Source organism: Sphingobacterium alkalisoli, assembly GCF_005049105.1.
GTDB classification, from domain to species: Bacteria; Bacteroidota; Bacteroidia; order Sphingobacteriales; family Sphingobacteriaceae; genus Sphingobacterium; species Sphingobacterium alkalisoli.
This window is the reverse complement of sequence record NZ_SUKA01000003.1, coordinates 783,640-808,651: the sequence shown is the minus strand read 5'-3', so window position 1 is coordinate 808,651 and position 25,012 is coordinate 783,640. Positions and strand designations below refer to the sequence as shown.

20 protein-coding genes are annotated in these 25,012 nt (G+C 44.7%); 11 read left to right on the top strand and 9 right to left on the bottom strand.

What is annotated here, in order from left to right; all coding sequences use genetic code 11:
* Positions 1–31 precede the first annotated feature (31 nt).
* Positions 32–793, top strand: coding sequence for a C40 family peptidase (locus FAZ19_RS24250; RefSeq protein ID WP_229707450.1), 762 nt, complete (start codon positions 32–34; stop codon positions 791–793).
* Positions 794–1,222, top strand: a complete 429-nt coding sequence (locus FAZ19_RS13085; protein ID WP_136821150.1) for a hypothetical protein — start codon at positions 794–796, stop codon at positions 1,220–1,222.
* Positions 1,223–1,310: 88 nt separating this feature from the next.
* Here FAZ19_RS13085 and FAZ19_RS13080 read toward each other — a convergent pair whose 3' ends face one another.
* From FAZ19_RS13080 to FAZ19_RS13050, 7 genes are all read right to left on the bottom strand, one after another.
* Positions 1,311–2,780, bottom strand: coding sequence for a TlpA disulfide reductase family protein (locus FAZ19_RS13080; protein WP_136821149.1), 1,470 nt, complete (start codon positions 2,778–2,780; stop codon positions 1,311–1,313).
* A gap of 6 nt (positions 2,781–2,786) precedes the next feature.
* The gene (locus FAZ19_RS13075; RefSeq protein WP_136821148.1) at positions 2,787–4,199 is read right to left on the bottom strand and encodes a RagB/SusD family nutrient uptake outer membrane protein; all 1,413 of its coding nucleotides are present in this window, start codon (positions 4,197–4,199) and stop codon (positions 2,787–2,789) included.
* 11 nt (positions 4,200–4,210) lie between these two features.
* Positions 4,211–7,741, bottom strand: a complete 3,531-nt coding sequence (locus tag FAZ19_RS13070) for a SusC/RagA family TonB-linked outer membrane protein (protein ID WP_229707455.1) — start codon at positions 7,739–7,741, stop codon at positions 4,211–4,213.
* 6 nt (positions 7,742–7,747) lie between these two features.
* Positions 7,748–8,878, bottom strand: a complete 1,131-nt coding sequence (locus tag FAZ19_RS13065) for a FecR family protein (protein ID WP_136821147.1) — start codon at positions 8,876–8,878, stop codon at positions 7,748–7,750.
* 70 nt (positions 8,879–8,948) lie between these two features.
* Positions 8,949–9,539: an RNA polymerase sigma factor gene (locus FAZ19_RS13060; protein ID WP_136821146.1), complete on the bottom strand. Its 591-nt coding sequence runs from the start codon at positions 9,537–9,539 to the stop codon at positions 8,949–8,951.
* Between the two features lie 144 nt (positions 9,540–9,683).
* Positions 9,684–11,549 carry a monovalent cation:proton antiporter-2 (CPA2) family protein gene (locus FAZ19_RS13055; protein WP_136821145.1) on the bottom strand — a complete coding sequence of 622 codons (1,866 nt, stop codon included), beginning with the start codon at positions 11,547–11,549 and terminating at the stop codon, positions 9,684–9,686.
* Positions 11,539–12,138: an NAD(P)H-dependent oxidoreductase gene (locus tag FAZ19_RS13050; RefSeq protein ID WP_136821144.1), complete on the bottom strand. Its 600-nt coding sequence runs from the start codon at positions 12,136–12,138 to the stop codon at positions 11,539–11,541. The genes FAZ19_RS13055 and FAZ19_RS13050 overlap by 11 nt, the downstream gene beginning before the upstream one ends.
* Before the next feature lie 243 nt (positions 12,139–12,381).
* On the opposite strand from FAZ19_RS13050, the gene FAZ19_RS13045 reads away from it, so the two are divergent.
* Positions 12,382–13,431 carry an AI-2E family transporter gene (locus tag FAZ19_RS13045; RefSeq protein ID WP_136821143.1) on the top strand — a complete coding sequence of 350 codons (1,050 nt, stop codon included), beginning with the start codon at positions 12,382–12,384 and terminating at the stop codon, positions 13,429–13,431.
* Positions 13,432–13,612: 181 nt separating this feature from the next.
* A complete protein-coding gene (locus FAZ19_RS13040) occupies positions 13,613–14,323 on the top strand; it encodes a hypothetical protein (RefSeq protein ID WP_136821142.1) in 711 nt (236 codons plus the stop codon).
* A gap of 260 nt (positions 14,324–14,583) precedes the next feature.
* Here the strand turns inward: FAZ19_RS13040 and FAZ19_RS13035 are convergent, their stop codons facing one another.
* Complete coding sequence (locus FAZ19_RS13035) at positions 14,584–15,783, bottom strand: GTP-binding protein (RefSeq protein WP_136821141.1); 1,200 nt, start codon at positions 15,781–15,783, stop codon at positions 14,584–14,586.
* A 4-nt stretch (positions 15,784–15,787) separates the two neighbouring features.
* Positions 15,788–16,024, bottom strand: coding sequence for a hypothetical protein (locus FAZ19_RS13030; protein ID WP_136821140.1), 237 nt, complete (start codon positions 16,022–16,024; stop codon positions 15,788–15,790).
* 106 nt (positions 16,025–16,130) lie between these two features.
* Here FAZ19_RS13030 and FAZ19_RS13025 point away from each other — a divergent pair, with 106 nt between their 5' ends.
* The 7 genes from FAZ19_RS13025 to FAZ19_RS12995 all read left to right on the top strand — a co-directional run bounded on the left by FAZ19_RS13025 (position 16,131) and on the right by FAZ19_RS12995 (position 24,882).
* Positions 16,131–16,997, top strand: a complete 867-nt coding sequence (locus FAZ19_RS13025; RefSeq protein WP_136821226.1) for a ZIP family metal transporter — start codon at positions 16,131–16,133, stop codon at positions 16,995–16,997.
* A complete protein-coding gene (locus FAZ19_RS13020; protein WP_169305650.1) occupies positions 16,990–17,736 on the top strand; it encodes a DUF4625 domain-containing protein in 747 nt (248 codons plus the stop codon). Before FAZ19_RS13025 ends, FAZ19_RS13020 begins: the two co-directional genes overlap by 8 nt.
* A 38-nt stretch (positions 17,737–17,774) precedes the next feature.
* On the top strand, positions 17,775–18,779 hold the full coding sequence (locus FAZ19_RS13015) for a DUF4625 domain-containing protein (protein WP_136821138.1): 1,005 nt from the start codon (positions 17,775–17,777) through the stop codon (positions 18,777–18,779).
* 24 nt (positions 18,780–18,803) lie between these two features.
* The gene (locus FAZ19_RS13010) at positions 18,804–19,541 is read left to right on the top strand and encodes a DUF4625 domain-containing protein (RefSeq protein ID WP_136821137.1); all 738 of its coding nucleotides are present in this window, start codon (positions 18,804–18,806) and stop codon (positions 19,539–19,541) included.
* A gap of 145 nt (positions 19,542–19,686) precedes the next feature.
* The gene (locus tag FAZ19_RS13005) at positions 19,687–20,304 is read left to right on the top strand and encodes an RNA polymerase sigma factor (RefSeq protein ID WP_136821136.1); all 618 of its coding nucleotides are present in this window, start codon (positions 19,687–19,689) and stop codon (positions 20,302–20,304) included.
* 128 nt (positions 20,305–20,432) lie between these two features.
* Complete coding sequence (locus tag FAZ19_RS13000) at positions 20,433–21,404, top strand: FecR family protein (RefSeq protein ID WP_136821135.1); 972 nt, start codon at positions 20,433–20,435, stop codon at positions 21,402–21,404.
* Between the two features lie 175 nt (positions 21,405–21,579).
* Entirely contained in the window at positions 21,580–24,882 is a 3,303-nt protein-coding gene (locus tag FAZ19_RS12995; RefSeq protein WP_244927458.1) for a TonB-dependent receptor domain-containing protein, read from the top strand.
* Positions 24,883–25,012: the final 130 nt, after the last annotated feature.

The window sequence follows — 25,012 nt, the reverse complement described above, 5'->3', positions numbered from 1 at the left end:
TTGCCAGGACAGGGCCTTCTTTTTCCCATCGATGCAAAAAGAAGCAAAAAGCTCTAGGCTTGGACAATACGACGCTAAAAGTGAACATAGCGACCTAAACATTTCGGAGCCATTTCGCTTCGCTTCATTTCTTCGACCTGTTTTCGACGGTCGCTATGACACTTTCTTAACGCTGTATCGTCCTAGGCCGTTTTTTCAAGGCTTCAGGCAGAACGCAAGGCAAAAGCACGTCTTTGCGAGGAGCATAGCGACGCGGCAATCTGAGCTTTTGCCAGACAGATTGCTTCTTCATTGCATTCATCGCAATGACGTGCTTCCTGGGAAGGGATCTATCCGCCAACAGATCACGACCATCGCTGCAGCAGAACTCGGAATCAAGGAAGCAACCGGCAAAAACGATGGCAAACGCGTAGAACAATACCTAAGGTATACAAACCTTGGCAAGGGGCATCAATGGTGTGCGGCATTTGTGAGTTGGTGCTATGGGCAGGCGGGGCTTACGCAGCCTCGAAATCCCTGGAGCCCGGCTTTATTTCCGAATGCACGGACGTACTGGAAACGGGGGAAGTTTGCGAATTTGAAAATACGCGAATTTGCAATTGCAGATGTATTTGGCATTTATAGCAGCAGTGCGAAACGCATCAACCACGTCGGATTGATCAAGGAGCGGGATAATAAATACCTAATCACGATTGAAGGAAACAGCAACAACCGGGTGGAATCGAGGCGGAGGCACCTGTCTACGATTTATGCCCTTGCGGATTGGATAACGGAAAACCAAAACCTCCACTAAATGAAATGCACTTACCTTCTGGTATTTCTGTGGCTGGTAGCCAGCTGCGGAATGCAAAAAACAACTGTACAGCGGGAGCAGACCAATACCGCACTTTCGAAATCGACATGGTGGACTGCCGAAGACAGACAGCAACGGGTAACGGATAGCGCGCGGAGAATATGGTCATTCTATGCCGACAGTGTCTTTTACTTCCATCCCGATAGCGGCCTATCGGCGTACAACGGCTGGGTGCAGTATCAAGACGGACGATCGCGTGGCAGTACTTACAGCCATCGGGTCGGTGTCGTGGATGCCCTGACAGAAACGCAGGTTCAATCGACGGCCTGGACCTGGCGCAAATGGGTTTCCAACCTATCGCATTGGCCATGGATGCTGGCCGTATTGCTGCTGATCGCTTATCTGGGTTACCGTTACCGGGCGCGTTAACATACTGCATTCCATTAAACAACAAGGGGGATAGTTCATCGCAGAACTTTCCCCCTTGTTGTGTTATTAAAAAACCTTTAGTACTGTATTAACCTTTATGTGGTTTTTTTGCCGATTCGATCAGTTCATGCATCTCCATTTTGATGTAATCTACATTGGGCGAAGACCCCGTTAGAAAATAACGGATATTACCTTCCTTGTCGATAATGAATTTGGCCGGAATACCTTGCACACCGTATTGTGCCGCCATGTTTTGGCCGGATTCCCGGTCTTTCTGGTCATCGTATAATACTTCGAAAGGATAATTATTCTTTTCGATAAAGGCAGGAACTTTCGTTTTATAATCTTTGTCACGCTCCCAGGTATTGATAAATAGGAACTCTACATCCGGATCTGCCGCGTAGGATGCTTGTGCAGCCTGCATGCCCGGGAACGAGCGGATACAAGGCTGGCACCAGGTTGCCCAGAAATCCAATACCACGACCTTCCCTTTAAGGCTGGCCAGGGAAACCTTTTCACCTTTCAGGTTCAGTAGCTCGAAGGCTGGGGCAGGTTTAAACGTTTCCATTTCTTTGATATGCGTGCGGATGGATTGTGTCAACTCTTCTTTGAGGTTGGCGTTGAACCGCTCGTAGCCCGTCATGGATCCGTTGAGATCGGCGTAAAGTTTCTTCAGCTGGTCTTCTACATTAAATTGACCTTTTGCGTAGAGCCGCGTAAGGATATTGTACGCTTCCAGTTTACGATCCAGGCCGATTAATGATTTATAGTACACCGTGGATAGGGCGTCTGCTTGCTGCGGTGCCACCACCAGTGCCTTTTCGATCTGCTCCACGGCCTGCTCATATTGCCCTCTGTTTACCAGGATATCCACGTATGCCGACATGGCACTGGCATAACCCATGGCGGCGAACTTCGCTTTATTGTCTTGCTGTTCCTCTGGCAAGGATATATAGTAATAGGCATCATCCATAGCGATCTTCAACAGGGGAGTGGCATTCGTGGTGTCGCCCTGAGCCAATAACGTCTTTCCAACAGGCAGGTATCCATTTCCACGCCAAAACCGTTCCTGCATGGTTTCGAGGTACTGTATGGCTTTTGCTGCGTCGCCGTCTTTAGCGAAACTTTGCGCCAGTTGGGCCACGGCATAATCGTATGTAAGCCCTTCGTCGGGAAAATTTTTAACCGGCCATTTTTTTAGCAGTTCCTTATAGGCCTTTTCTTTTGCCGCTGTAGTTTCGGCTTTGTAAAGCGTGTTCTGGATAAACGCATCGCGTGTGATGGCACCTTTCGGAAATTTCTTGACGGCAACTTTTTCCAGTTCCTGCGTTTTTGCATCCTGTTCCAAATTGCGGAGTATATTTAGCGTCGACCGGTATTCGGCTTCCGTTTTATAGCTCTTTGCTTCACCCACCAAGGCAGTAGCTAAGGAGTCCTTTTGTGCCGCAGAGCCCTCAGTGATGATCGGAAGGTATTGCTGATACCGATCGGCTGGCTTTTGCTGACCGTAACTCACGGTGGCAGATAGCGCCAGGGCGAAAATTAGTGTGTTTTTCATATCTTTTTATTTATCTACGTTTTGTTCCAGTGTTCCGTTACCCGGGTTGTCGAATGCGCCCTGCGGAAAGGGCATTATCCAAAGATGCGAGGCTGGCGATAAGCTGTATGCAGTGCCATTTTCAGTTTTGGTTAACGTTGTTTTGTAGGCATCTTCTTTATTTAATCGTCGTTTATCCGCGAAAGGCATGATAGAAAAGATAAGTTCATTCGCTTTCGTGCGGTGGATCCACTTAATAGCTTGTACGGGGTCGTTCGTTTGTAGATCAGCGTATTTATCGGCGAGGATTCTTGTTTTGCGCACCGTGTTCAGTACTTGCATACCCTCTGCTACTTTTCCGGTACGCGCTAAGGCCTCTGCTTTAATGAGATATACTTCGACTGTAGTGAGTCCTTGCAGGTTGTGGTATCCGGTCATTGTAGTGGCATAGTAGGTATCAGGTCCCAGCGTGCGAAGCTTCCAACGCGATAAAAATTTGGCATCCCCCTCTTCAAACCGCGCAGCGCGGTCTACACGCAGTGCGTACTCGGAAGTGCGGTAGGATGACGCATTATTACCATGCCGGAAGTAGTAATTTTCTACATATCCATGGTTTACAGGGGTTTCGTTCAGGGCGTAGTCTGACGGAGATTCAATACGCGTTTTGTTTTGCTGATAATAAGTAAGCCAGTCAAAGAGTTTGTCGTTTAGCTGTAAAGCGTCGTCAGCATGTTCAAGTGCTAATGGATAATTTCCCATCTGTAAGTAGATGCGGGCAAGCAAAGCATGCGCTGCTCCTCTGGCAGGGTGCAAAACTGTTAGTCCCGTCTCGGGCAAATCGCTCAAAGATGTTTGTAGCTCACTGATCATGAAATCATAAATTTCCTGAATGCTAACCTGGGTATGTGCCGCGCCAACATCTGCACTGTAGATGATCGGCACTGCACGTAAGTTTGATGCCGTTCCTTCCTCATAAGTGGCTGCGTAATAGTTTGTTAAAATAAAGTAATTTAAGGCCCGTAGCACTTTTGCAGTAGCGACAAGCTCTTTCCGTTGCGCATCTGTGGCTTCTGTCATCTCAGCCCCATTCTCTATGATCAAGTTGCAGGTTGATATGCTCGTGTAACTTTGGTAATAGGTGTCTTCATCGGCATTGTTCAGCAATTTTCGATCTACGTCTTCGCGCCAAAAATAGTTGGCATCCCATAAGCGGTAATAATTGAGATTGGAGCTAGATACAAATCGATCATTGAGCAGATTGGTAGCTTGCGTAGTGCGGGTGTGGTGTACACCGTATTCATCGCGGAGCAACGGTTCGAAGTCTGCATACGTCGTCGGAAGTTTTTTCCCTTTTGGCAGTACATTAAGATAGTCGTTGCATGATACAGCGCCAGTTGCTACAAATCCTAGAAGTATATATCTTATCAGTTGTTTTCTCATGATTATGAAGATTATAAAGTAATGTAAAGTCCGAAGACATAATTTGGTCTGCGGTAGCCCCCCAACATATTTTTTGCGTTGGCACTTTTGGCAAATAGCGCTACGTTTTCGGCATTTAGCTGAATGCGGGCATTTGGTATGCGTAGCTTGCTTAAGTATTGGCCAGGAATACGATAGGCCAGGCTGATATTGCGTATATTTAGGTTGCTGGCGTCAAGTACGTTGATGTCTGCGTTTCTGTAAATATTTTCGCTTTGGGCGTTGTACAGGCCTTCTTCTTCCGGAAAGACCAGGCGCGGAATATCTGTGTGCATTTCATCGCCCGCCTGCCTCCAGCGGTCGGCGATGTCTTTGTTAGCGATACGGATATTTGCAAACTGTGAAGATCCCCCTAAATAAGGAAGGTCTGTATTACGAATTTTGTGCCCCGCTTCATAGGTCATCATAATGGAAAAGTCGAAGTTGGCATAGGTGAGACTATTCGTCCACGATGCCGTGTGGGTGGGAACTGTTGATCCAGCATAAATCACAGAGGCTAAATCGCCTGGTGTGTACAAGACTTTTTCGCCCGCGCTATCATAGACCTGGGGCATGCCCTGGTCGGTAAGCCCTGCCCATGCGTATCCATATAGGGATTGATATGGATTTCCTATCCTAGGAAAAGCGTAGGCATGGTCAATTTGCAAGAAATATACCGGCGCTTCGACATCTACATAGGTCACCTTATTCTTATTATACGCATGGAGAAGATTGGTGTTCCAACTGAATTTTCCCTTATTTATTACCGTTGCGCCAAGGGTAGTTTCGATACCGTGATTTGTCATTCCGCCATTGTTTAAGTCATATGTACTATAGCCAAAACCTTCGGTCGGTATGCCTTGGGCGCTGGATAACAAATCTGCTCCTGTCTTCCGATAATAATCAAGGCTACCGGTAATTCGGTTATTCCAGACAGAAAAGTCTGTTCCCAGGTTGAAGGTCGTTGTCTTTTCCCAGGAGAGCAACGGATTTGGACGCGTATCAACAGTGGCTGAGGTACCGCCTACATTCGGGTTCATATTGTAGTAAGTTGTTAAATAAGGACTGGTGTCATGTGCAATATTACCACCTATCCCGTACGACGTTCTGAGCTTCAGCTGATTGATCCAATCTACTTTAAAAAAGCTTTCCTTTTCGAGGTTCCATCCTGCACCGAGAGACCAGATCGGCTTGTTCTGGTATTTATTGCTGGTGCCCCATAAATTGGAACGATCCCACCGTACACTACCGCTCAACAGGTATTTGTTTTGGTAGGCATAGCCCCCATTTGCATAAAGTGAGACATAGCGACGCTCAAGATCAAATTTGCCATAAACATCACTTTGTGGATTAAATTGTGCATAGTTACCAAGTATACCTCCACCGGATCCGATGTTTGGTGTCAACATCTCATAAGTAAGCGCCATCGGGTCGTAGTTGTACAAACTTTGGTTCGTACGGATAATGTGATTGTTACGGATCTCGGTACCGAGGATGGCATTAAGACTATGGTTGCTGCCGAAATTTTTGTCGATATTAAGCTGCTGCCGAAAGGTGAAATTGCGCCCGTTTTGCTCATCAGTCGCAAAAATATGGCCATAAGGTATGAGGTAGCGGAGCTGCCCGTCGATCGTACGTGCATATCCATTCACCCGATTACGCACATAAAAAGAGTTTTTGTCGTAAAGGGTCTCACCGTTATCCCGCGTATATTCGTATTGGAACCACCCCATGTACGAAATCCAATCCGCAAGCTTCGCATCCAACTTCAGGTAACTTCTGTTTCCGAAACGATTCTGCTTTTGAATATTATTCCCGATCTCGTTCAATGGATCTATATGCATAGGGTAAAGATTATTGTTTCTAATGATATCACGCATCTCTAGACTTAAGCGGGACTCTTCGGTGGATATGAAGTTGCTGCCATCGGCATTGCGGAGTCCATCATACGGCATAAATGGGAATTGTGGATTTTGCAGCAAATCATAGGTTTGCGCGTCGCGCGAACCGTATGTCATAAATGTACTGAGTTCTACCGCTAGCCATTTGGTGACTTGCGTGGTATTGCGCAGGTTAATCCCTAAATTATCCTCTTTGTTATAAACGTCTTCCAGCAAATTCTTTTTATAAGTAACCGAAGAATAAAAACGGTTTCTTTCGCTTCCATTTGAGATGTTAATATTGTATTGTTGCGCGAAGGGATTGCGCTTTCCGAATTTCTCGACATCATCATAATACCGATAGCCGCTACTCGCCATTTCATCTAAACGCCTGTTCATTTCTGTCTCGGTGATCGTACCTGCATAGCTTTGCAAAATGGTTTGTATGCCGCGAGTCGGATAAACCATCTGGTTAAGCAAAGCGTGCGCACCGGGAGAAGTTAACGTGTCTAATTTTGGATCACGTAATGCCCATTCGCGTTCAATGCCGATAATATCTGCTGCCGACGTTAAACGGCTCGTGTTGAAATAATAAGGCGTGTGGGTTACAACCGCAGAAGCGCCTACTTCTGTTCCGTTTGCTTTACCTTTCTTTGTGACGATAACGACAACCCCATTAGCGGCCCGCGCGCCATAGATAGAAGCTGCAGCGGCGTCGCGCAATACGGTAATGGATTCGATGTCTTCTAAATTGAGGTTTGGTAGTGCTTCTTCAATATTACCATTGAAAGCTATCGTATTATTTTCTATCGGAAAACCATCTACAACGTATAGGGGATTGGTTACTCCTTTCATGGACGTCGTGCCACGAACTCTACCATTATGGTAGCCAGCAATTCTTCCTTCGAGCAAGGTGCTTAGATCATTAAGCCGCTGTTGTTCTAAGCTTTTCTTCGGTAGTGAAGCAAACGCACCTGTTGCGCGCTCTTTGGGTATCGTCTGATAACCGGTACTCACTGTTACGGCAATCTCTTCGAGTTCGGCCTCCAGTTCTGGCAGGACGATATTGCCTACCTGCGTCTGAGCGGGTACTTCCACGGTCTGATGGCCAATAAAGCTAATCTGTAACGTGCCCTTTTGTCTATTACTGGTTAGTATGAAGATTCCTTCTTCATTCGTTGATGTAAAGATATCGGTATTTTTTAGGCGTACGCTGGCACCTGCTAACGGGGTATTTGCCGCATCTACCACTTTACCCGAGAAGGTATAGCTTTGTACTATTTCCTGTTCGACGCGACCAGGCGCACTTGCTTTCGACGCAGATTTGGTCTTGTTTTTTATCAAGATATTTTTCTTGACGATTTTGTACGTTAGGTTACTGTCATCAAACGCTGCTGCTAAAGCGCGCTCGATGGAGACGTTGCTTATATCTACGTCTACGATCGGAAATTGTATATTCCCTTCGTCGTATACAAAGCGGTACCCACTCTGTTGCTCGATAGACGAGATCACAGTCCGGGCATCCGCTCGCTTTACGCGCAGTGTAATCTGCGAAAAAGCGTTGGACGAAAATAATACGACAGATGCCGCAAGGGGTAATAGCCACTGACGTAAGGTCAGTTTCTTCATTCGGTATTGCTTCATGATTGATTATTTGGTTTTGTTATTTTTTACATCTAGATATACTGTACGGCCTTCAATTCGGCAGCTAATGTCAAAGTAGGATAGGATTTCTACGACATCATATAAGCTTACATGGCGCGATATTTCTCCGGTAATTTGCTTGCTCGGGATAGTCATGTTTTCAAATACAAAGTCTACGTCGTACCAACGCTCAAGCTGCGCGGTAATATCGCGTAGGTCGCTTCGTTGAAAACTGAATAATCCATTTTTCCAGGCCATAGCGCTATTCACATTTACGCGTTTGCGATGTAAGGATCCCTTGTCCAAAAAGGCCTGTTCGCCAGGGTGTAGGAGTAGCGGTTGTACGGCTTGTGATGCCGTTACCTGCACCTTGCCATGTGCCAAGGTCGTTGCCGAAGGGCTGTTTGGATATGCACGCACATTAAAGCCGGTACCCAAGACTTGTATCTGCTGATCTTTTGTTTTCACCATAAACGGCTTGTTCGGGTTGTGACTAACCTCAAAATAGGCTTCGCCAATGAGTTCCACACGACGACTGTCTGCCGCAAATACGTTTGGATAGCGCAACTGCGATCCCGCATTGAGCCATACGGTCGATCCGTCACTCAATACTACTTTATATTGTCCACCCCGGGGTATACGGATCGTATTGAGAGCCGTCGCATGAATTCCTAGTTTCTGAAGATCGATAGTTTTATCGCTCAGTGCGATTGTGCTGGCTCCATGGTGTAGGGTTTGGGTGCCGTCTAGGATGACCTGCTCGCCATTGGCAAGTTCCAATATCGCTTTGTCGCTTCCGGGCTTTATATTTTCCAGTAAGGTTCGCTGTTCTGCTATTAACCGATTGGTGGAACCCAATTGATAGCTGTATAATGCAAAAGCTACCGCAATGACGGCGGATGCGGCCGCGTACCACCAGATATGGTGGGAACCGAAACGCTTTTTTGGAATCTGTTGCCGCATGGAGGCGTCCACCTGTGCCAGGTTGTTCGCCAGATCAGAATCGGATATCTTGTGCTTAGACTGCTTGGCTTTATGTAGATAAAAGCTATCCAGCCACAGTATCTCCTGCCTGCTTAATTTTTCGCCTGCATTGTACTTTTGCAGGATCTTTTTAGTGTCTAGTTTGTTCATCATTATCAGGTACTGGCCCCATATTTACGACGGTCAGTTATAGAAGAGACGGGCAACCTAGGAAAAGGGAGTACTATAAAAACGAAAAAAGTAAAAAAAGTATAGAAAATAGGAGTGTAGTAAGCTTTGTGCGGAGGTAACGGAGTGCATTATGTACCTGTTTCTTTGCAGTTGTCTCCGAAATAGATAGTTTTTCGCCGATTTCGCGGTAACTTAGCTGTTGTTCGCGGTTCATTTCGAAAATTTCGCGCGTACGAGGGGGTAAATTAGACTTATTTTCTTCGATCAGGGCTAAAAGTTCGCGTTCGAGTACCGATTCTTCGGTGTAGCACTGTCCGTTTCGCTCGAAATCGGTCAACTCGCCTAAATATTTGTCAATTACTTTTTCGTGGCTGATGTGATCAAGTACCTTGTTGCGTACCGCTTGATAAAGGTATGAAATTGCAGAGGTTTTGATATGCCAGGTCTTATGCTTGGTCCAGATGGTCAGGAATACATCTTGTATAATGTCGTTGCAGACCTCCACATCGGGAATCATACGATACGCGTGGCGGTAGAGGACTTCTTTATAACGACTGAACAATTCATCAAAAGCCCGGTGGTCGCCGGCATTAATCCGTAAAACTAACTGTACATCATCGCTATAGGTACCTCTCTCTCGCACGGCTACTACTTTGTTACCAAATGATTAATTTTTTGTAAATCTATCTTATTTTTTAAAAATTTGCAAATACCGGATCGTATCATGTCTTTCAGACGACATTGCTCCCGTGTATCTACATCGCTGAAACACACGGGATCAACTATGCTAGCTCTCCCGAACGGAAGAATCCCAGGCGCTATCCTCCTCCGACTCGGCAATGAATACGCTATCTTCTTGGAGCAAGCGTTCCTGCAGTTCGATTTCTTCCCGAAAGTTACCCAGATATTCTTTACTCGTCCGGTGCTGCGCAAGCTTTTTCATGGCTTCATTATCGTATACTATAAAATCCTGCGCTTTGCGGTGCAGGGTGTATTTTCTTAAACCCAACTCGGATAGTACGTCCACGCCCATATATACGGAGTCTAACAGCGATTCCCGGAAGATGTGGTCGATCCCTTTGTCCATCAACTCATACGCATCGTTTCGGTTTTTGGCGCGTACAAAGAGCTTCAGGTGTGGGAAATGCTTGGGAAGCATGTCGAAAAGCTCCATATTGGTGTGTGGATTGTCGAGGGCGGAAATCAGTATTTTTGCATCTCTTGCTCCAGCTGATTCCAATAGATCCAATCGGGTACCGTCGCCATAAAATACGTTGAATCCCATCTTTCGAAGTAAGTTTACGCGATCGCTATCGCTATCGATAATGGTAGCCTGTATATGGTTAGCCCGCAAAAACCGTCCGAGTGTACTTCCAAAATGTCCAAAACCGATCAGAATGACCTCGTGATGTGCTTCAATTTCGTCGTAGGATTTTTCCGTATTTTTTTCGGTAACACCAATCTTGGGCGCGATGAACTTCTCGTTTATAAATAGCAGCAACGGTGAGACCATCATACTGATCGTCACGACCGCCATAAACAGATCCAGGTCATCTTTCGGAACGATGCCGATTTGGCCAATGGAGCTTAATAATACAAACGCAAATTCGCCCACTTGGCAGAGCAAGAATGCAAATAGGATATTCTGGTCGGATGCCAACTTGAATTTTTTCCCAATAACAAACAGGACTATCCATTTTACGAATAGGAGTGAGAAGACAATGGCGGAAACTTTTAGGGGATCGGCCGCGATAATATCAAAGTTGATGGTAGATCCAACGGCGGTAAAGAAGATACCCAGCAGCAAGCCTTTGAAGGGGTTGATATCGGCTTCCAGTTCATGCCTGAACTCGCTGTTAGCCAATAAAACCCCGGCCATAAAAGCACCGAGGGCTGCACTGATACCGACGGCTTCCATTAGCCAGGCAATGCCGATTACAAAAAATAAGGCCGCTGCAGTAAAGAGTTCGTGCATCTGCACTTTGGCAATTAACCTAAGAAAAATTGGAAGGAGGTATTTACTGAGTACAAACACAAAGCCAACTGCGAGGAGTAATAATAGGCTTGGATAATCTTCCATAACCGATAGAAAACCGGGTAATTGATGTTGTTCTTGACTGTCGGAAACAGATTGTAGCGCCAGCAAAGGGAGTACCGCAAGGATCGGAATAACGGCAATATCCTGGAAAAGCAATACAGAAAATGCATTTTGACCGGCTGGTGTCTTGTCGAGGTTTTTTTCCTTCAGCGTTTGCAATACGATGGCTGTCGACGACATGGCAAATGTCATGGCGAGTGCCAAAGACGCATTAAGGGAGAAGGACAGTACGAAATAAAGTAGCGGGAAAAGTAATAACCCGGTAAGCAGCATCTGAAGCCCGCCGAGTCCCACTATTTTCGTTTTCATCTTCCAAAATTGGGCGGGATTCAGCTCCAACCCGATCACGAAGAGCATCATCACTACCCCAAACTCGGCAGTATGCATCACATCGTGCCCATCAGTACCAATCAAGCCCAATACAAATGGACCGACTAAGATACCTCCGATGAGGTAACCTAAGACACTGCCTATACCAAGTTTTTTCGAAATAGGGACGCACACAATGGCAGTTCCGAGATAGATAAGTGCGTTTTGAAATAAATCAGCTGCCATAGTGTATTGTTGTATCGTTTAAATATTCGGTGTGTTCAGGGATAGTGAAGTTTAGATCGTGTTCTATAAGAGATGCAATAAGCGTATTGATCTGACGGGAGTGGTTTTCAAGTGCACTTGTACTTAACTTGTTGGCACCGGGAATGATGTACGGGGGGAGCTGCTGCATCTGGCACAGCTTGTAGGTTAGCTCGAAGGGACGTAAAAGTTCTAAATATGTATACTGATTTTTTCCGGCACTGTGGTAGGCTTCAAAAGTGCCCCCGCTGCTGATGATATGTAGTATTTTCTTACCGGCCAGTTTGTCTCCGGTTCGTCCATATGCCCAATTGTGCTCTAGCACCAGATCGATCCATTGCTTAACCAAAGGAGGGGCGGCATACCAGAAAAAAGGATGCTGCATGATAATGAGATCTGCTTCCAATAAATCTTGCTGTTCTCTTTTAATATCAATATTAAAATCGGGATACAGCTCATACATATCCTTTATCTTAAGTGATGGATGATTGATCAGTTCCTGCTGTAAAAACACATTCACGATGCTGGATTCCAACCGGGGGTGAAACATCAGAACAAGAATTTTCTTCATTTTATTGCAAATTTTAAAGTATACCGTAGCTAGCCCGGCGTTCGTACCAAGCTCGGATGCCGAAGATGAATGGATAAAAATAGTAAAAAATAAACGTATTGGTCGTATAAAAAAGTTACGGTAATATGGGGCTGGTAAATGTAAAAGAAAGCAATTTTTTTTTCGTACAGCACAAAAACTATTTGTTTTCCTTTTTGTTCACTTAGAGCAACGACGGATTGTTTAATATAAAAATAGAGACCTTTGAAAGAACAAAATTCCCCTAACGCCAACACGACTTTCCTTGATAAAGTATGGACTGCAGTTGGTATTACTGCATTGGTAACCATAATTTTGTTGTTACTATGGAAGGCGGTAAACGTATTGCTTTTTATTCTTATGGGAGTGATTATATCTGTTTTTTTTCATGGATTAGCTGGAATGATTGCGCGCAAAACAAAGCTGCCCGGTAAATGGCCGCTTTTTGCCTCTATCCTGATCACGATCCTGTTTCTAACAGGTGTATTTTTCTTAATCGGCACGCGTGTGGTCGATGAGGCGATGCGATTTTCTAAAGAAGTTCCCGCCCTGATAGAAGATGCAAAAGCCTATTTGGAAAAGAACGAGATGTTTAGATCGGCTTATCAAAAGGCTAAATCTTCTCAAATGTTGCAAAAATTATCTCCTGTGCTCGGTAGCTTCTTCAACAGTACGCTCGGTTTCTTCGGAGATATCTATGTCGCACTTTTTATAGGAGTTTTCTTTACGGCTACACCGAAAGAATATAAGATGGGGGTAGTGAAGTTATTGCCAGCCAAAGCCCGTGCTGAAGGAGCAGAAATTATTAACCTCACTGCCCAAAATCTGCGCGCCTGGTTAAAAGGCATGTTGTTTTCGATGTTTGTGGTATTTGTTTTGACCGCCATAGGCCTGTCTATACTAGGCATCGATCTGTGGTTGATCTTGGCGTTAATTGCCGGCTTGCTAAGCTTTATTCCTAACTTCGGCCCCGTTATAGCGGTAATTCCCGCTGCCCTTGTAGCACTGGCACAGTCTCCCACAACGGCTGCCTGGGTGATCCTTATATACTGTGTTGTACAGGTATTGGAAAGTAATTTTATAACACCCTTAGTCCAGCAGGAACTAATCAAGACACCGCCTGCGCTGATCATTATTTCGCAGGTCTTCATTGGTATTTGGCTCGGCGGATGGGGTATCGTCCTTGCAACACCTATTTTGGTGATCGTCATGGTAATGGTGAACGAACTATATATCAAAAAACAAGACCAATTACAGCAGTCTGCAATGGATTAATTTGCTAAATGAAGCCATTAAACGTCAAACGCGGTATTATCATAGTACCGCGTTTTTTTGCTTGTGTTGTCATTACATCGCAACTCCTCTATATTTATGTAAAGTTTTAAATGCAATTATATTGCATTTATTATTTTCAGTTTGTATGTTTGCAACTTAATTGCATTAATACAAATTTATTATGATTACACAAAAACAAAACAAATTTTTAGTCGCACTAGCGTTGGTTGGATTTACGATGTTCTCGCTTTCTTCTTGTAACAAGGATGACGACAACGATCCGATAAAAGAAGGTATTGAGCGCTCAGAGCTTATACTGACAGAAGTGAGCGGTGAGGCCGTTTACCCACATGGTGACCATTTCCACGGTCTTGCTGCTGGTGTAGAAGGGGAGTCCGTAACGATCAAGTTTGATGAAAATGGTGATGCTACGTCTGGCGGCCACTTGCATCTGGAAGCGGACGCGGTCTATAAAATCGAGCTGAAAGCATGGGATTATAATGGAAAAGAAGTGCAGAATGACTTTATTGCCAGCAAAGCGGTAGCCGATAATTATAAAGCTTTTTTGGTAGGGGGTAACTTTATCTTAAATCCGGATACGGATGATGAGAGCGGTGCCATTTTTCAACCACGCGATTTAAAATATGGCGACGATACTGATGTAAGTGGTCAGTTCGAGACCACTGGAATCTTGAGCTACTTTACGATCGGTCACGATAACGAGGGTGCAATGAAAGAAGTGAAGTATGTATTGAGAAAGCTAAATACAGGATTGAAAGCTACGGTTACGCGTACAGATTGGAACAAAGACAATTATGCAACGCTATTTGCCGGTGAGAACGTTTTGGAATTGAAATTTGAAATCCACGCTGAACACGGGCACGATCATTAATTTTATTTTCTTATAAGGCTTGGTATCTCATAGGGGATACCAAGCCTTTGTGGTGTATTATTAATGATAAACATTAGTTTTTTAGGATAGACGAAACTGCGATGGAGGACCTTACGAAATTATTAAAAAAGGAACATGGAATTAGGTCTACCCAGCTTCGATTAAAGGTGTTACAGGTACCTGTTACGTCAAAGAATGCATTTTCTACCCCAGAGATGAATACATCGCTGGGGGGTAGTGAGGATAGAAGTACGATTTACCTAGAAGTTCTGCGGAAATGGATCCACCCAAGATGTATTCTCCCAGTTATTGGTTTCATTTTCCGTCAATAGGCAAGCTCCCAAAGCAGCAACGTGCTCCGCCTTATCCATGTCCTGACCGATGAATACCAATTCCGTTTTTCGGTCTGCCCATTCCCGATCCCAACGGGATAGGATATAATCTTTATTTTCAATATAGTCGGCATAATGCTCGCGTTCGTTCTCGGGAATACTGCACCACCAGGATCCGGCATTTTCAATCCGTAGGCTGCCTCCCGCTTGGCTAAAGCTAACGGCGGTGTGCGGCCTTGAGGCCAACCAAAACAAGCCCTTTGTCCGGATGATATTATGCGGATATACCTCGTTTAAGTAATGGTGCCACCGTTGGGGATGAAAGGGTCTGCTGGTACGGAATACGAATGAAGAGATACCGTACTCTTCCGTTTCGGGTGTATGCTCGTTCTCGAGTTCTTTAATCCACCCTGCAGATGCTGAAGCCTTCTCGAAATCAAAGCGCTTTGTGCCCAATATCTCTTTGGTATCCACCCGTCCAAAATGCGATCTGATGAGCTTTGCTTCTGGATTCAGTTTCTTAATGGCGGCTTCCAGTATACCGATTGTTTCATCTGAAACAAGATCAGTCTTGTTGAGCAGAATGACGTTGGCAAACTCGATCTGGTCGGTCAGTAAGTTCACGATGGTGCGGGAATCATATTCGTCGTCCGTCAATTCCCGGTCGAGAAGCAAGTCGTCTGAACCGAAATCTTTGAAAAAGTTATAACAGTCGACAACTGTAACCATGGTGTCGATATAACTAAATGCCGAAAGGTCTATACCCTTATTTTCATCTGTGTAACTGAATGTTTGAGCCACTGGGACAGGTTCAGAAATCCCGGTACTTTCGATTAAGAGGTAGTCAAACCGATTCTCTTTGGCAAGCCTTTCGACTTCGACCATCAGATCTTCACGAAGGGTACAACAAATGCATCCGTTGCTCATTTCTACTAATTTCTCTTCTGTGCGGGATAAGGTATTTTCTTTCGCTACTAATTGCGCGTCGATATTCACCTCACTCATGTCGTTTACAATAACGGCTACCTTGAGGTTATCCTTATTATGCAGGATATGATTTAAAAGGGTGGTCTTTCCGGCTCCAAGAAATCCGCTTAGTACCGTAACGGGTAATTTTTTTTGGTTCATTTATTTATTTTTTGTCATTTGATGAGGGCTCGAGTACATTTTCGCCAGCAGCTATACGGCTGAACCATTCCATAACCCGTAGGTAATGGGGTTCGCCATAAAGCTTGATGAAGCGTTGTGTTTCAGGAAGCTCACGTTGGCTATAAATGGTTAGCCGTTGGCTCGCGAAAGCCACCGTCAGTGGTATCTGGCATTTCTTTTCAATGCATATTTTCCATTCTTCGAAGTTCTGTGGGATCATATTATCGTATTAATTGCTACCGCAAAAGTATAAAGTATATTTCATAAAAGCAATATAGTTGCATTTAGTATTTCTATATGTTATCTTTGCACGAAAACAAACTTATATGCATCCTTTACTTATTATTTTAATCTTATTTCTGCCCGCTTTATTAAGCGGTCTATCGGTTTTTTTCGTGAAGAGAGACAGTACCTCACTCCTTAAGCTTATTCTTTCGTTTAGTGGGGCGTATCTATTTGGAATTACCGTACTGCACCTCATTCCACATGTCTATCAAGGAAACGAAACCGCCGGATCGACGATAGGCCTCTATATATTGGGTGGCTTTATCTTTCAGTTGGTGTTGGAACATTTCTCACAGGGGATTGAACACGGCCATGTGCACCACGGAAATCACAGTGCATTTCCTTTGGCCATTATGATCAGTCTATGTCTGCATGCATTTTTGGAAGGTATGCCATTGGCTTCCGGTCAGCAATCCCAGCTGGTATTTGGTATTTCGATCCACCATATACCTGCAGCATTTGCGTTGGGCAGCTTGCTGATTGCGACCAACTTGTCTAAAAGGAAAATAGCCATCTGCTTATTGATTTTTGCCTTCATGACCCCACTGGGATTTCTGGTCAGTAAGGGAATCAGCGAGGGAAGTATTGGCGACATCCACCTCTACTACGATAAAATCATGGCGGTGGTAATCGGTATTTTCCTGCATGTTTCGACGACGATCTTATTTGAATCGGGATCGGCAGACCACCATACGTTTAACAAGCGGAAAATGTTGGCTGTGTTTATCGGGCTCTTGCTTGCAGTCGGAAATCTATTTTTTGACGGCCATGATCATAGTCATCATCAGCATGGCGAACGCGGACATGATCACGGTCACAGCCATGACGATCATGACCACGACCACAATCATCATGGACATGAGCCCGAGCAAAAGGATGAAACCCATAACGAACACAATCATGAATAACATTATCAAATTTTTTAAAGAATATCTATTGCCCGCAGCGTGTAGATATATTACCTGTATTGTATTGCTCTTTATCGGACTTGGCGTACTGTACAGTTGTAATAGCGGCAACGATACAGCGATTACGGATCTAAAAGTGGGTACGGATAGCGACCCGAAGGGCTTTGCAGGAATAGCTATGCCTGTAACGGCGAAGGTGAAGGGTGATAAAGATATTAAGGAAATTGAACTGGCTATTTCGCCGAAATCGGGATCGGGCTGGAATTTTTCACAGCGGTATCGAGACGGACTTGCAGGACAGAAATCAGCCGATTTTAAAGAGGCTATCCCTATTCCAATGGATGCTAAGGTAGGGGATTACCATTTGAAAATAAAGGTTATATATGCGGATTTGACCGAAGTCGAATCAACTGTTGATTTTAATATATCAGTGGATAGCTCGATACCACTTGCATCCAAACTGGAGGTAGGCATTAACGCCGATGGTACAGATCTACATCTGGAAAGCCAGCTGAGTGCAGCCAAAACGATCAAATCGGTTACGATTAGCATAATAGGGGATTCCTGGAGTAAGGAGTATCCATTCGAAAAGGCAAGCATGGTAGGCAAATTGGAATACAACTTCCATGAACACCTTAAAGTAGCTGATGTGCCTAAAGGTAGGTATGAGGTCGTGCTACAGGTAAAAGATCAGCAAGATCGGACGTTTGAAACGCGCGGCAGTTTTGAGAAGAAGTAAAATAACGCAATTATTTGACATTAAAAACTAAAATTCACATGAAAAAAAATACAATTTATCTTCTATTTCTACTATTAAGTTTAGGTGGAGTCATTACATCTTGTAAAGACGACAAGGTAGAATTGGTCGAAGCCCCAGTGATTAATTTGTCCGAGATTGGGGCGTCAAACAGCAAAAAGGTAGTTGTGGGATCCGAACTGCATTTAGAAGGCGATATAATCGCTGTAGGCCTCATTGCTAAAATAGAGATTGAAATCCATCAGGAAGCTGGCAATTTTAAAATCCTGAAATCTTACAATGACGGACCGTATATCGGCGTAAGGAATACCTTATTTCACGAACATATTGACATTCCTTCTGATGCACCTGCGGGTGCCTATCACCTCGATTTTACGGTGACGGATAACGTGGGAAATAAGACTACCGTTGAGTCGGAGTTGACACTCGAAAAAGCATTTGATATTACTGAACATTTTGTGGCAGGTACGCTTTCTCCGGCAAGTGGATCTTATAATAGTGTGTATTTTATTAGGTTATTGGAAGATAATAAAGCCGTCTTCATGGGGTCGGGCAACGATCTTGTGGGCGAATACGAGCTGACGTCCGATTCACTCCTCGTTACGATTAGCGATCCCAATAACTACCGCACTGCCAGGTTTGCAATAAATGAGAAGCATGAGCTTACCTCTGCTTATTACAGAGCCCTGTCTATGGTATATAAAACCACCGGTGTACTTTTGGCTATAAATGAACAGAACCAGTTTGTCGGTAAAACATTTAGAGGTGAAGAGTTTAAAATGGGGCCTGCGAGCAACAAAGCCGATTGGTATTATAAATTCAATGCAACGGGTAGTCACTACGGTGCAGCGGAGAGGGCTGCTGCGGCAGAGCCTACTAACGCGTTTGAAAATATTAATAACAGCGCTTTTAAATTTAAGAACAGTGCAGGGGGAACAGAATTAGGTTTCGTTAGTGGCGACTCGCTTACTGTTTTCAGATCGCAGGGGTTGTTTTATTTTGGTACTTATAAGTTACTGCAGTAGCCATACCGACTAATCTAGTAAGAAATGACGACAAAAAAATGCGCTATCTTCCGCTATGTTATTTTATTTGCTTTTCCGTTTTTGTTCGTGAATTGCGCGAAGGAGAAGGATGCGCAGCCAGAACCTATTGATACGAGAACTGTATTGCAAATTTCGGATGTAGAGATAGGTACAAATGACAGTAGGACAGCTTACGTAAATGGCGACTTACATCTCGAGGCGAAAGTAACCGCAAGTACAAAAATAAAGCAGTTGAAGCTTCAGATTACGCCGAGCATATCAGGGCATGGATGGATATTCAGCCAGACATTTACCGAGAATGTGTCTGGAGCAGAAAGTTTACATTTTCATGAGCATATTTACATTCCTGAGAACGCGAGAGCGGGAGTTTATGATGTGCTTTTTATCGCATACGACGAAAATGGGGGACAGACTCGGTATAAAGGATCTTTAACTATTCTTAAAGATCCACTCATTCCTCAGATAGCAAATGCTGAAATTAGCTTAAGCGGTGATGTATTAGCGGTAACAGCGGATATTAAGATTCCCTCCGGATTGCAAGAAATTTATATCGAAGTGCAGTCTGCAGCATGGACACGGAAATATGTATTTACGGAAGTCGGGCTAGTAGGATTGACAAATTACACCTTGAATAAAACGCTAAATCTAGCAGAAGCGCCGAGTGGACACTATCATATCCATATTTCCGTGACTGATCGGGTGGAAAAGCGGATCGGTCATACATTTCATCTCGATAAATGATGGACATTAAATGATTTTTTTATATTTTGGAGTTGTGTCGGGATAGAAGAAGATTTAAATATGCAATACAAATCAAATAATTGATATTGCATATTTAATATTCATTTAACATAGGGAAGGTATCTTTGATTGATTAAAGAAACTTATGTCCCAAGTTGTGCCACTACATCGAGGTTGGCTGCTAGCCATCAAAGAACGAAACGATAAAGACGCTTTTGGCGCTGTTTATCGTGTGTACTGGGAAGAACTCTATAACCATGCCTTACGACGTGTTCGGAATGAGCAGCAAGCGGAGGATTTAGTGCAGGAGCTCTTTATTCAACTGTGGGAACAACGCGAGCGACTCGATACCATGATGAATCTGCCTGCATACCTGTACGGCATGCTCAAATATAAAATCATTGATTTCTTTAACTCCAACAAGGTAAAACCCCAGTTACTTGATTTATGGGCGACCGACCTGCATCACTATGTGCAACAAAATCCGGATGAACTGGAGGCCTACTACGCGCTGGAGCGCCTATTGGATCGTGAACTCGATAGCATGCCGCTCAATATGAAGCAAGCTATATTACTCAAATGGGACAAACTTAGCATCCGCGATATCGCCGTACAGCTGGGGCTGTCGGAACAAACGGTAAAAAATAATATAAGCGTAGGAAGCAAGCGTCTGCAGCATGCCTTGCTGGTCAATAATTCGGACGCTTATAGCACCTTGGCTGTACTGGCAACACAGTCTCTTACCCTTCTATTGGCATACTAACTGTACTCATCTCTTCACGCAGTTTTAGGAATTCATTAACTTAACAATCACTTAACGTAATCGTAACAATTTTTAAAAGTACCTTTTGGCCTTTTTTCTGACATACTTATAAAAGCAATAAGTAACACGTGGGAAATAAATTATTTCGATTCTTAATAGATCGGTATCAACAGGGGCAGGCGAGCAAACAGGAGAAACAGTTGTTTGACGACTGGTACGAAAGTTTGGACGACCGGATTCAGGTACCCGAGACCGATAACGAAGCGCGCCGCAATCAGTCCTGGCGACGCTTGCTGGCAACGATCGACAACACCGAACCGGTAAAACAGAAATCAAATCTTCCTCTTGGGCGCTGGCTGGTCACTGCGGTCGCTCTCTTGATTGCAAGTATCGGCTTGTTCTATTGGAATACCCAGCAGGAGTCGCAGCAGCAAGCGCATGTAGCTGTTGTACCGGCATACCGGACCATTACCACGCAGGTGGGCGAGCGCAAGCGTGTCGATCTGCCCGATGGGTCGACGATCACCTTAAACGCACGTAGCCAACTTCGCTTCGATGAAAACCAATATGGCCGTACAACCCGGATGGTGGAGCTGCTGTCGGGAGAAGCCTTTTTCGATGTGGCCAAAGACAGTAGCCGTGCTTTCATTGTACAGGCCGGTGTCTTACAGACGACTGTGTTAGGTACTTCGTTTAATATACAGGCCTACGGCGAAATGCCTGAACAGGTGATCTCTGTATTTACAGGTCGGGTGCAGGTGCAGCGCGGTACGCATATGCTGGGTACGTTAGAAAAGGGCCAACGCATCCGTTTTGAAAAAGAACGCGCCAATAGTCTCACCGAAGATTTCGATCGGGAATACAGCCATTCATGGACCAGTGGAAGAGTGGTGCTGCAAGATGCTGAATTTAACGAGCTGGCCTTGGCCATCAAAAATACGTATGGCATCGTACTCCGAGCCGGTAATGACCATGTGGCCCGCCAGCAATATAGCATGCCAATCATAAAATACGTATCGGTTGATGAGGCCTTACGCGCCATACAGTCTATTCACCAAAACAAAATTAGAAAGGAGGGGAATACAGTGATCCTTTATTAACCGTCAATTGTCTACTAAAAAAGAAGAGTTACCGACCGCCATCGATAACCCTTCTCAACAAGCGGACGGTATTCTTCCGCTCTAAACGTGACAACATCGTATCATTTACCATTAACACTAATATTATACACAATACAAATTTATGCAATTTAACCCATACTATCTCTATTTTCTTATGCGAACTTTGATGCTTGGTGTAATCGTTGTTCTTTGCTTTACCGAAGTGTTAATCGCCTCGGCAGTCAACGCACAGCTTTTACAGAAAAAAGTTACCCTCGACGTGCATAATGGCAGTATTGCCGAAGCCGTCAAATCCTTAGAAGCGAAGAATATACTGATCGCGTACGACGCAGCTAGGTACGACCTGGACAACCGGAAAGTAAGCGCTAGACGTTTCGTGAGCAAGCCGATAGGAGAAGTACTTACTTATATTTTTAACGGCACCGATCTAGGCTTTCGCGAAACCGGTGCTTATATTATTTTGGAGAAGACAGTGCCACAGCGCCCGGGGCGCATTAGCGGTACTGTATACGACGAACGCGGTTTACCATTGATAGGTGCCAGCGTTAAGGTGGTAGGTAATAAGACCGCACAGACCGGTGTAGACGGTACCTACAATATCGAGCTACCTGCCGGTACCTATGTGGTGGAGGTAAGTTATATATCGTATAAGACCCAGCGTGTACAGGAGATCAAGGTAGCGGCTGGGCAGCGTGCAACCTTGGATATCGCTATGGAGATAAGCAGCGAGCGTCTGGAAGATGTGGTGGTAACGACTACGTTTAAGAAAGCTTCGGTTGCTGGATTATATGCTGCCCAGAAGAATGCTGCATCGGTTACAGACGGGATTTCGGCCGAGCAGATTGCGCGTACACCAGACATAAATATGGCCGGATCCATTAAGCGAATTAGCGGTGTGACCACTATGGATAATAAATATGTGATTGTACGCGGGATGTCGGATCGCTATAATCAGGCTATGCTAGATGGAGTCACTATTCCGAGTTCGTCGATGAATAAGCGCAATTTTTCGTTTGATGTGATTCCTACTGAAGTGGTGAGCAGTGTGGTCGTAAACAAAACGGCTACGCCGGATATGTCTGCGGAATTTTCCGGTGGACAGGTATCAGTCAATACATTGGATATTCCCGAACAAAACTTTACCAGTATCCAGCTAGGAACGGGAGGAAATGCGCAGTCGACCGGAAAGGACTTTTACCGGTTGGGCCAAGGTTCTACCCATGAGTTTTTTACCTTCCCGCAGGAGAAAAATAAACTGCCGGAGAATATCCTAAACTGGTATTGGCACAACGAAGCTAGCCAAACGGAAACACCGCCTCCCGGGACAGACGTGACAGGTAATATGCCATTGGATCCCGGTAATCCAAATGGGCCGAAGTACAGCGACTTGGACGCAGCGGGTCAGAGTCGGCGATTCAACGTCGACGCACTCACAAAATACAAGTATAAGGCGCTACCTTACCAAAATTACCGTCTTTCTTTGGGGCGGGTATACGAGCTGCCCGGCGATCAGCGCCTAGGGTTTGTGGCCAGTACGAGTTTTCGTAATGAACAGAATATATTGGACTTCAATAATGTTCGTGGTCAGGATCATTCCAAGGCAAACTATATTGATAGTACAGGTTTTGGGCAGAATGGGGCGGGTAAGTCGTACCGGTCGATGAGTGCACTAAGCGCGGTAGCCAATATCGGGTACCAAAATTCAAAACTGAAGTTGTCGTTGAAAAACTTGTACTCGCGTGTATATCATGATAATTATAACGAAGCGTACCGCCTGCCTTATTCGGATGTTACGCAGGTTGGCTTTAAAGAAGAATTTCAACAACCGGAGCTCTTGACCTTGTGGCAGCATAAATTGGATGCGGAATACTTATTACCGGCAGACTTTCGTTTGCAGCTTAGCGGTACCATGAACCGCATCGGTCAGCAGATAATCGATCAGCGGAAATTGAAGTACCGCTTAACGACAATTATCGGCGATACCTATTATTTTCAGACACCGAATATCATGAACCTAGATGCGCTTGCAAACGATGTTATAGGGGAAGATTCCAGGATGTGGTCTGAGGTTGATGAAACCGACTACTATTGGCAGGCTGCGCTCACACGTACCCTTGGCGCGGAAAGCGCTATTAGCACGTTGCTAAAGATAGGCTATGCCGGTTACCAGCGACAAAGAGGGCTTTCGGCGACACGGCTTATTCCCTATACGCACTCGGAAAGTCAGATCGAAAAGCCGTATGATGTTGTGCTTGCACCCGAGCATATAGGAGTCGGGGTTAACGAAGCGTATTATTATGCGAATTATTACAACGGTACGGTGTTCGATGGAAAATTAGCTTCGCATGCGTTGTACGCGATGGCCGATCAAAAGCTATTAAACAATAAGCTTCGGCTTATTTATGGCTTGCGTGGCGAGTTTTTTAACTTGCGCAACCAGCAAGACGTATTTTTAAATCGGCTGTTTCCGGAGGGGATACCGGCTTACTACAGTGACGATATAGAGCCGGCAGAAAAAGGTTGGAAATTTTTGCCCTCGCTTAATGCGATTTACAGTGTGACGTCTAAATTTAATGTGCGTGCCTCATACGGAAAAACGGTAATACGTCCTGATTTACGGGAGACATCTTTATTCGAAATGTACGATAATGATCTGGATGGGTTGATCGCGGGTAGAAACCTAAAGTCAACTACCATTGATAACGTGGATCTGCGTTTGGAATGGTATCCGTCGGCGGGTGAAGTGCTGTCGGTTTCGGGCTTCTATAAGTACCTCGACAAGCCCATTGAATTGGCGCAAGATGATGCTGTCAATTCAGGGTATAGGTACAACTACCAAAATCAGCATTCGGCAGTGAATTACGGGTTGGAAGCCGAAATTAGGAAATCTCTTAACTTCTTGGGTGACCGGTCGTGGCTAGCAGAGACGTTCCTATATGCTAACGGTACATTAATGACCTCACAGGTAGAAGCTATGTCTTTTCCAAAATACAGTACAACTCCTCCGGGAATAATTAGTGAAAGACGTCCGAGGCAAGATCGGCCGTTGATCGGGCAGTCCCCCTGGTTATTGAATGCAGGAGCAGGATACTGGGGTGACTATGCGGGAATTACAATGAATTATAATGCAATAGGCTATAGAACGTTTATTAGTTCTGCGCAGGCTATTAACACTGAATTTGAAGTGTTGCCCAAGCAATTGGATTTGCAGCTGTACGGGCGTTTTCTGAACAGAAAAGCCGAAGTCGCCTTCAACATAGCTAATTTGTTGAACGAGTGGGCCTTTTACTACCGAAATTCGGAAGATACCTATGAACAGGTGCCCACAGTGGGTGACGAAATTGGTGGCTATAAAGTGGTGGGGGATTTAAAATATGAGCCGGAAAAGGGCGATATCATTACGTACCGAAGAAGAGAAGGAAGACGATTTGTATTGACGTTAAAATATAATTTTTAAAATATAACTGCGCGAGGCAGTTCGTTAAGCGGTTGGTAAAAATAAAAGGATTCCGAGCATTGTCCATTAGCACAATCTGGAAATTAACACGAAAAAAAGAAACCAACGGTTGACAAAAACTATACTACTC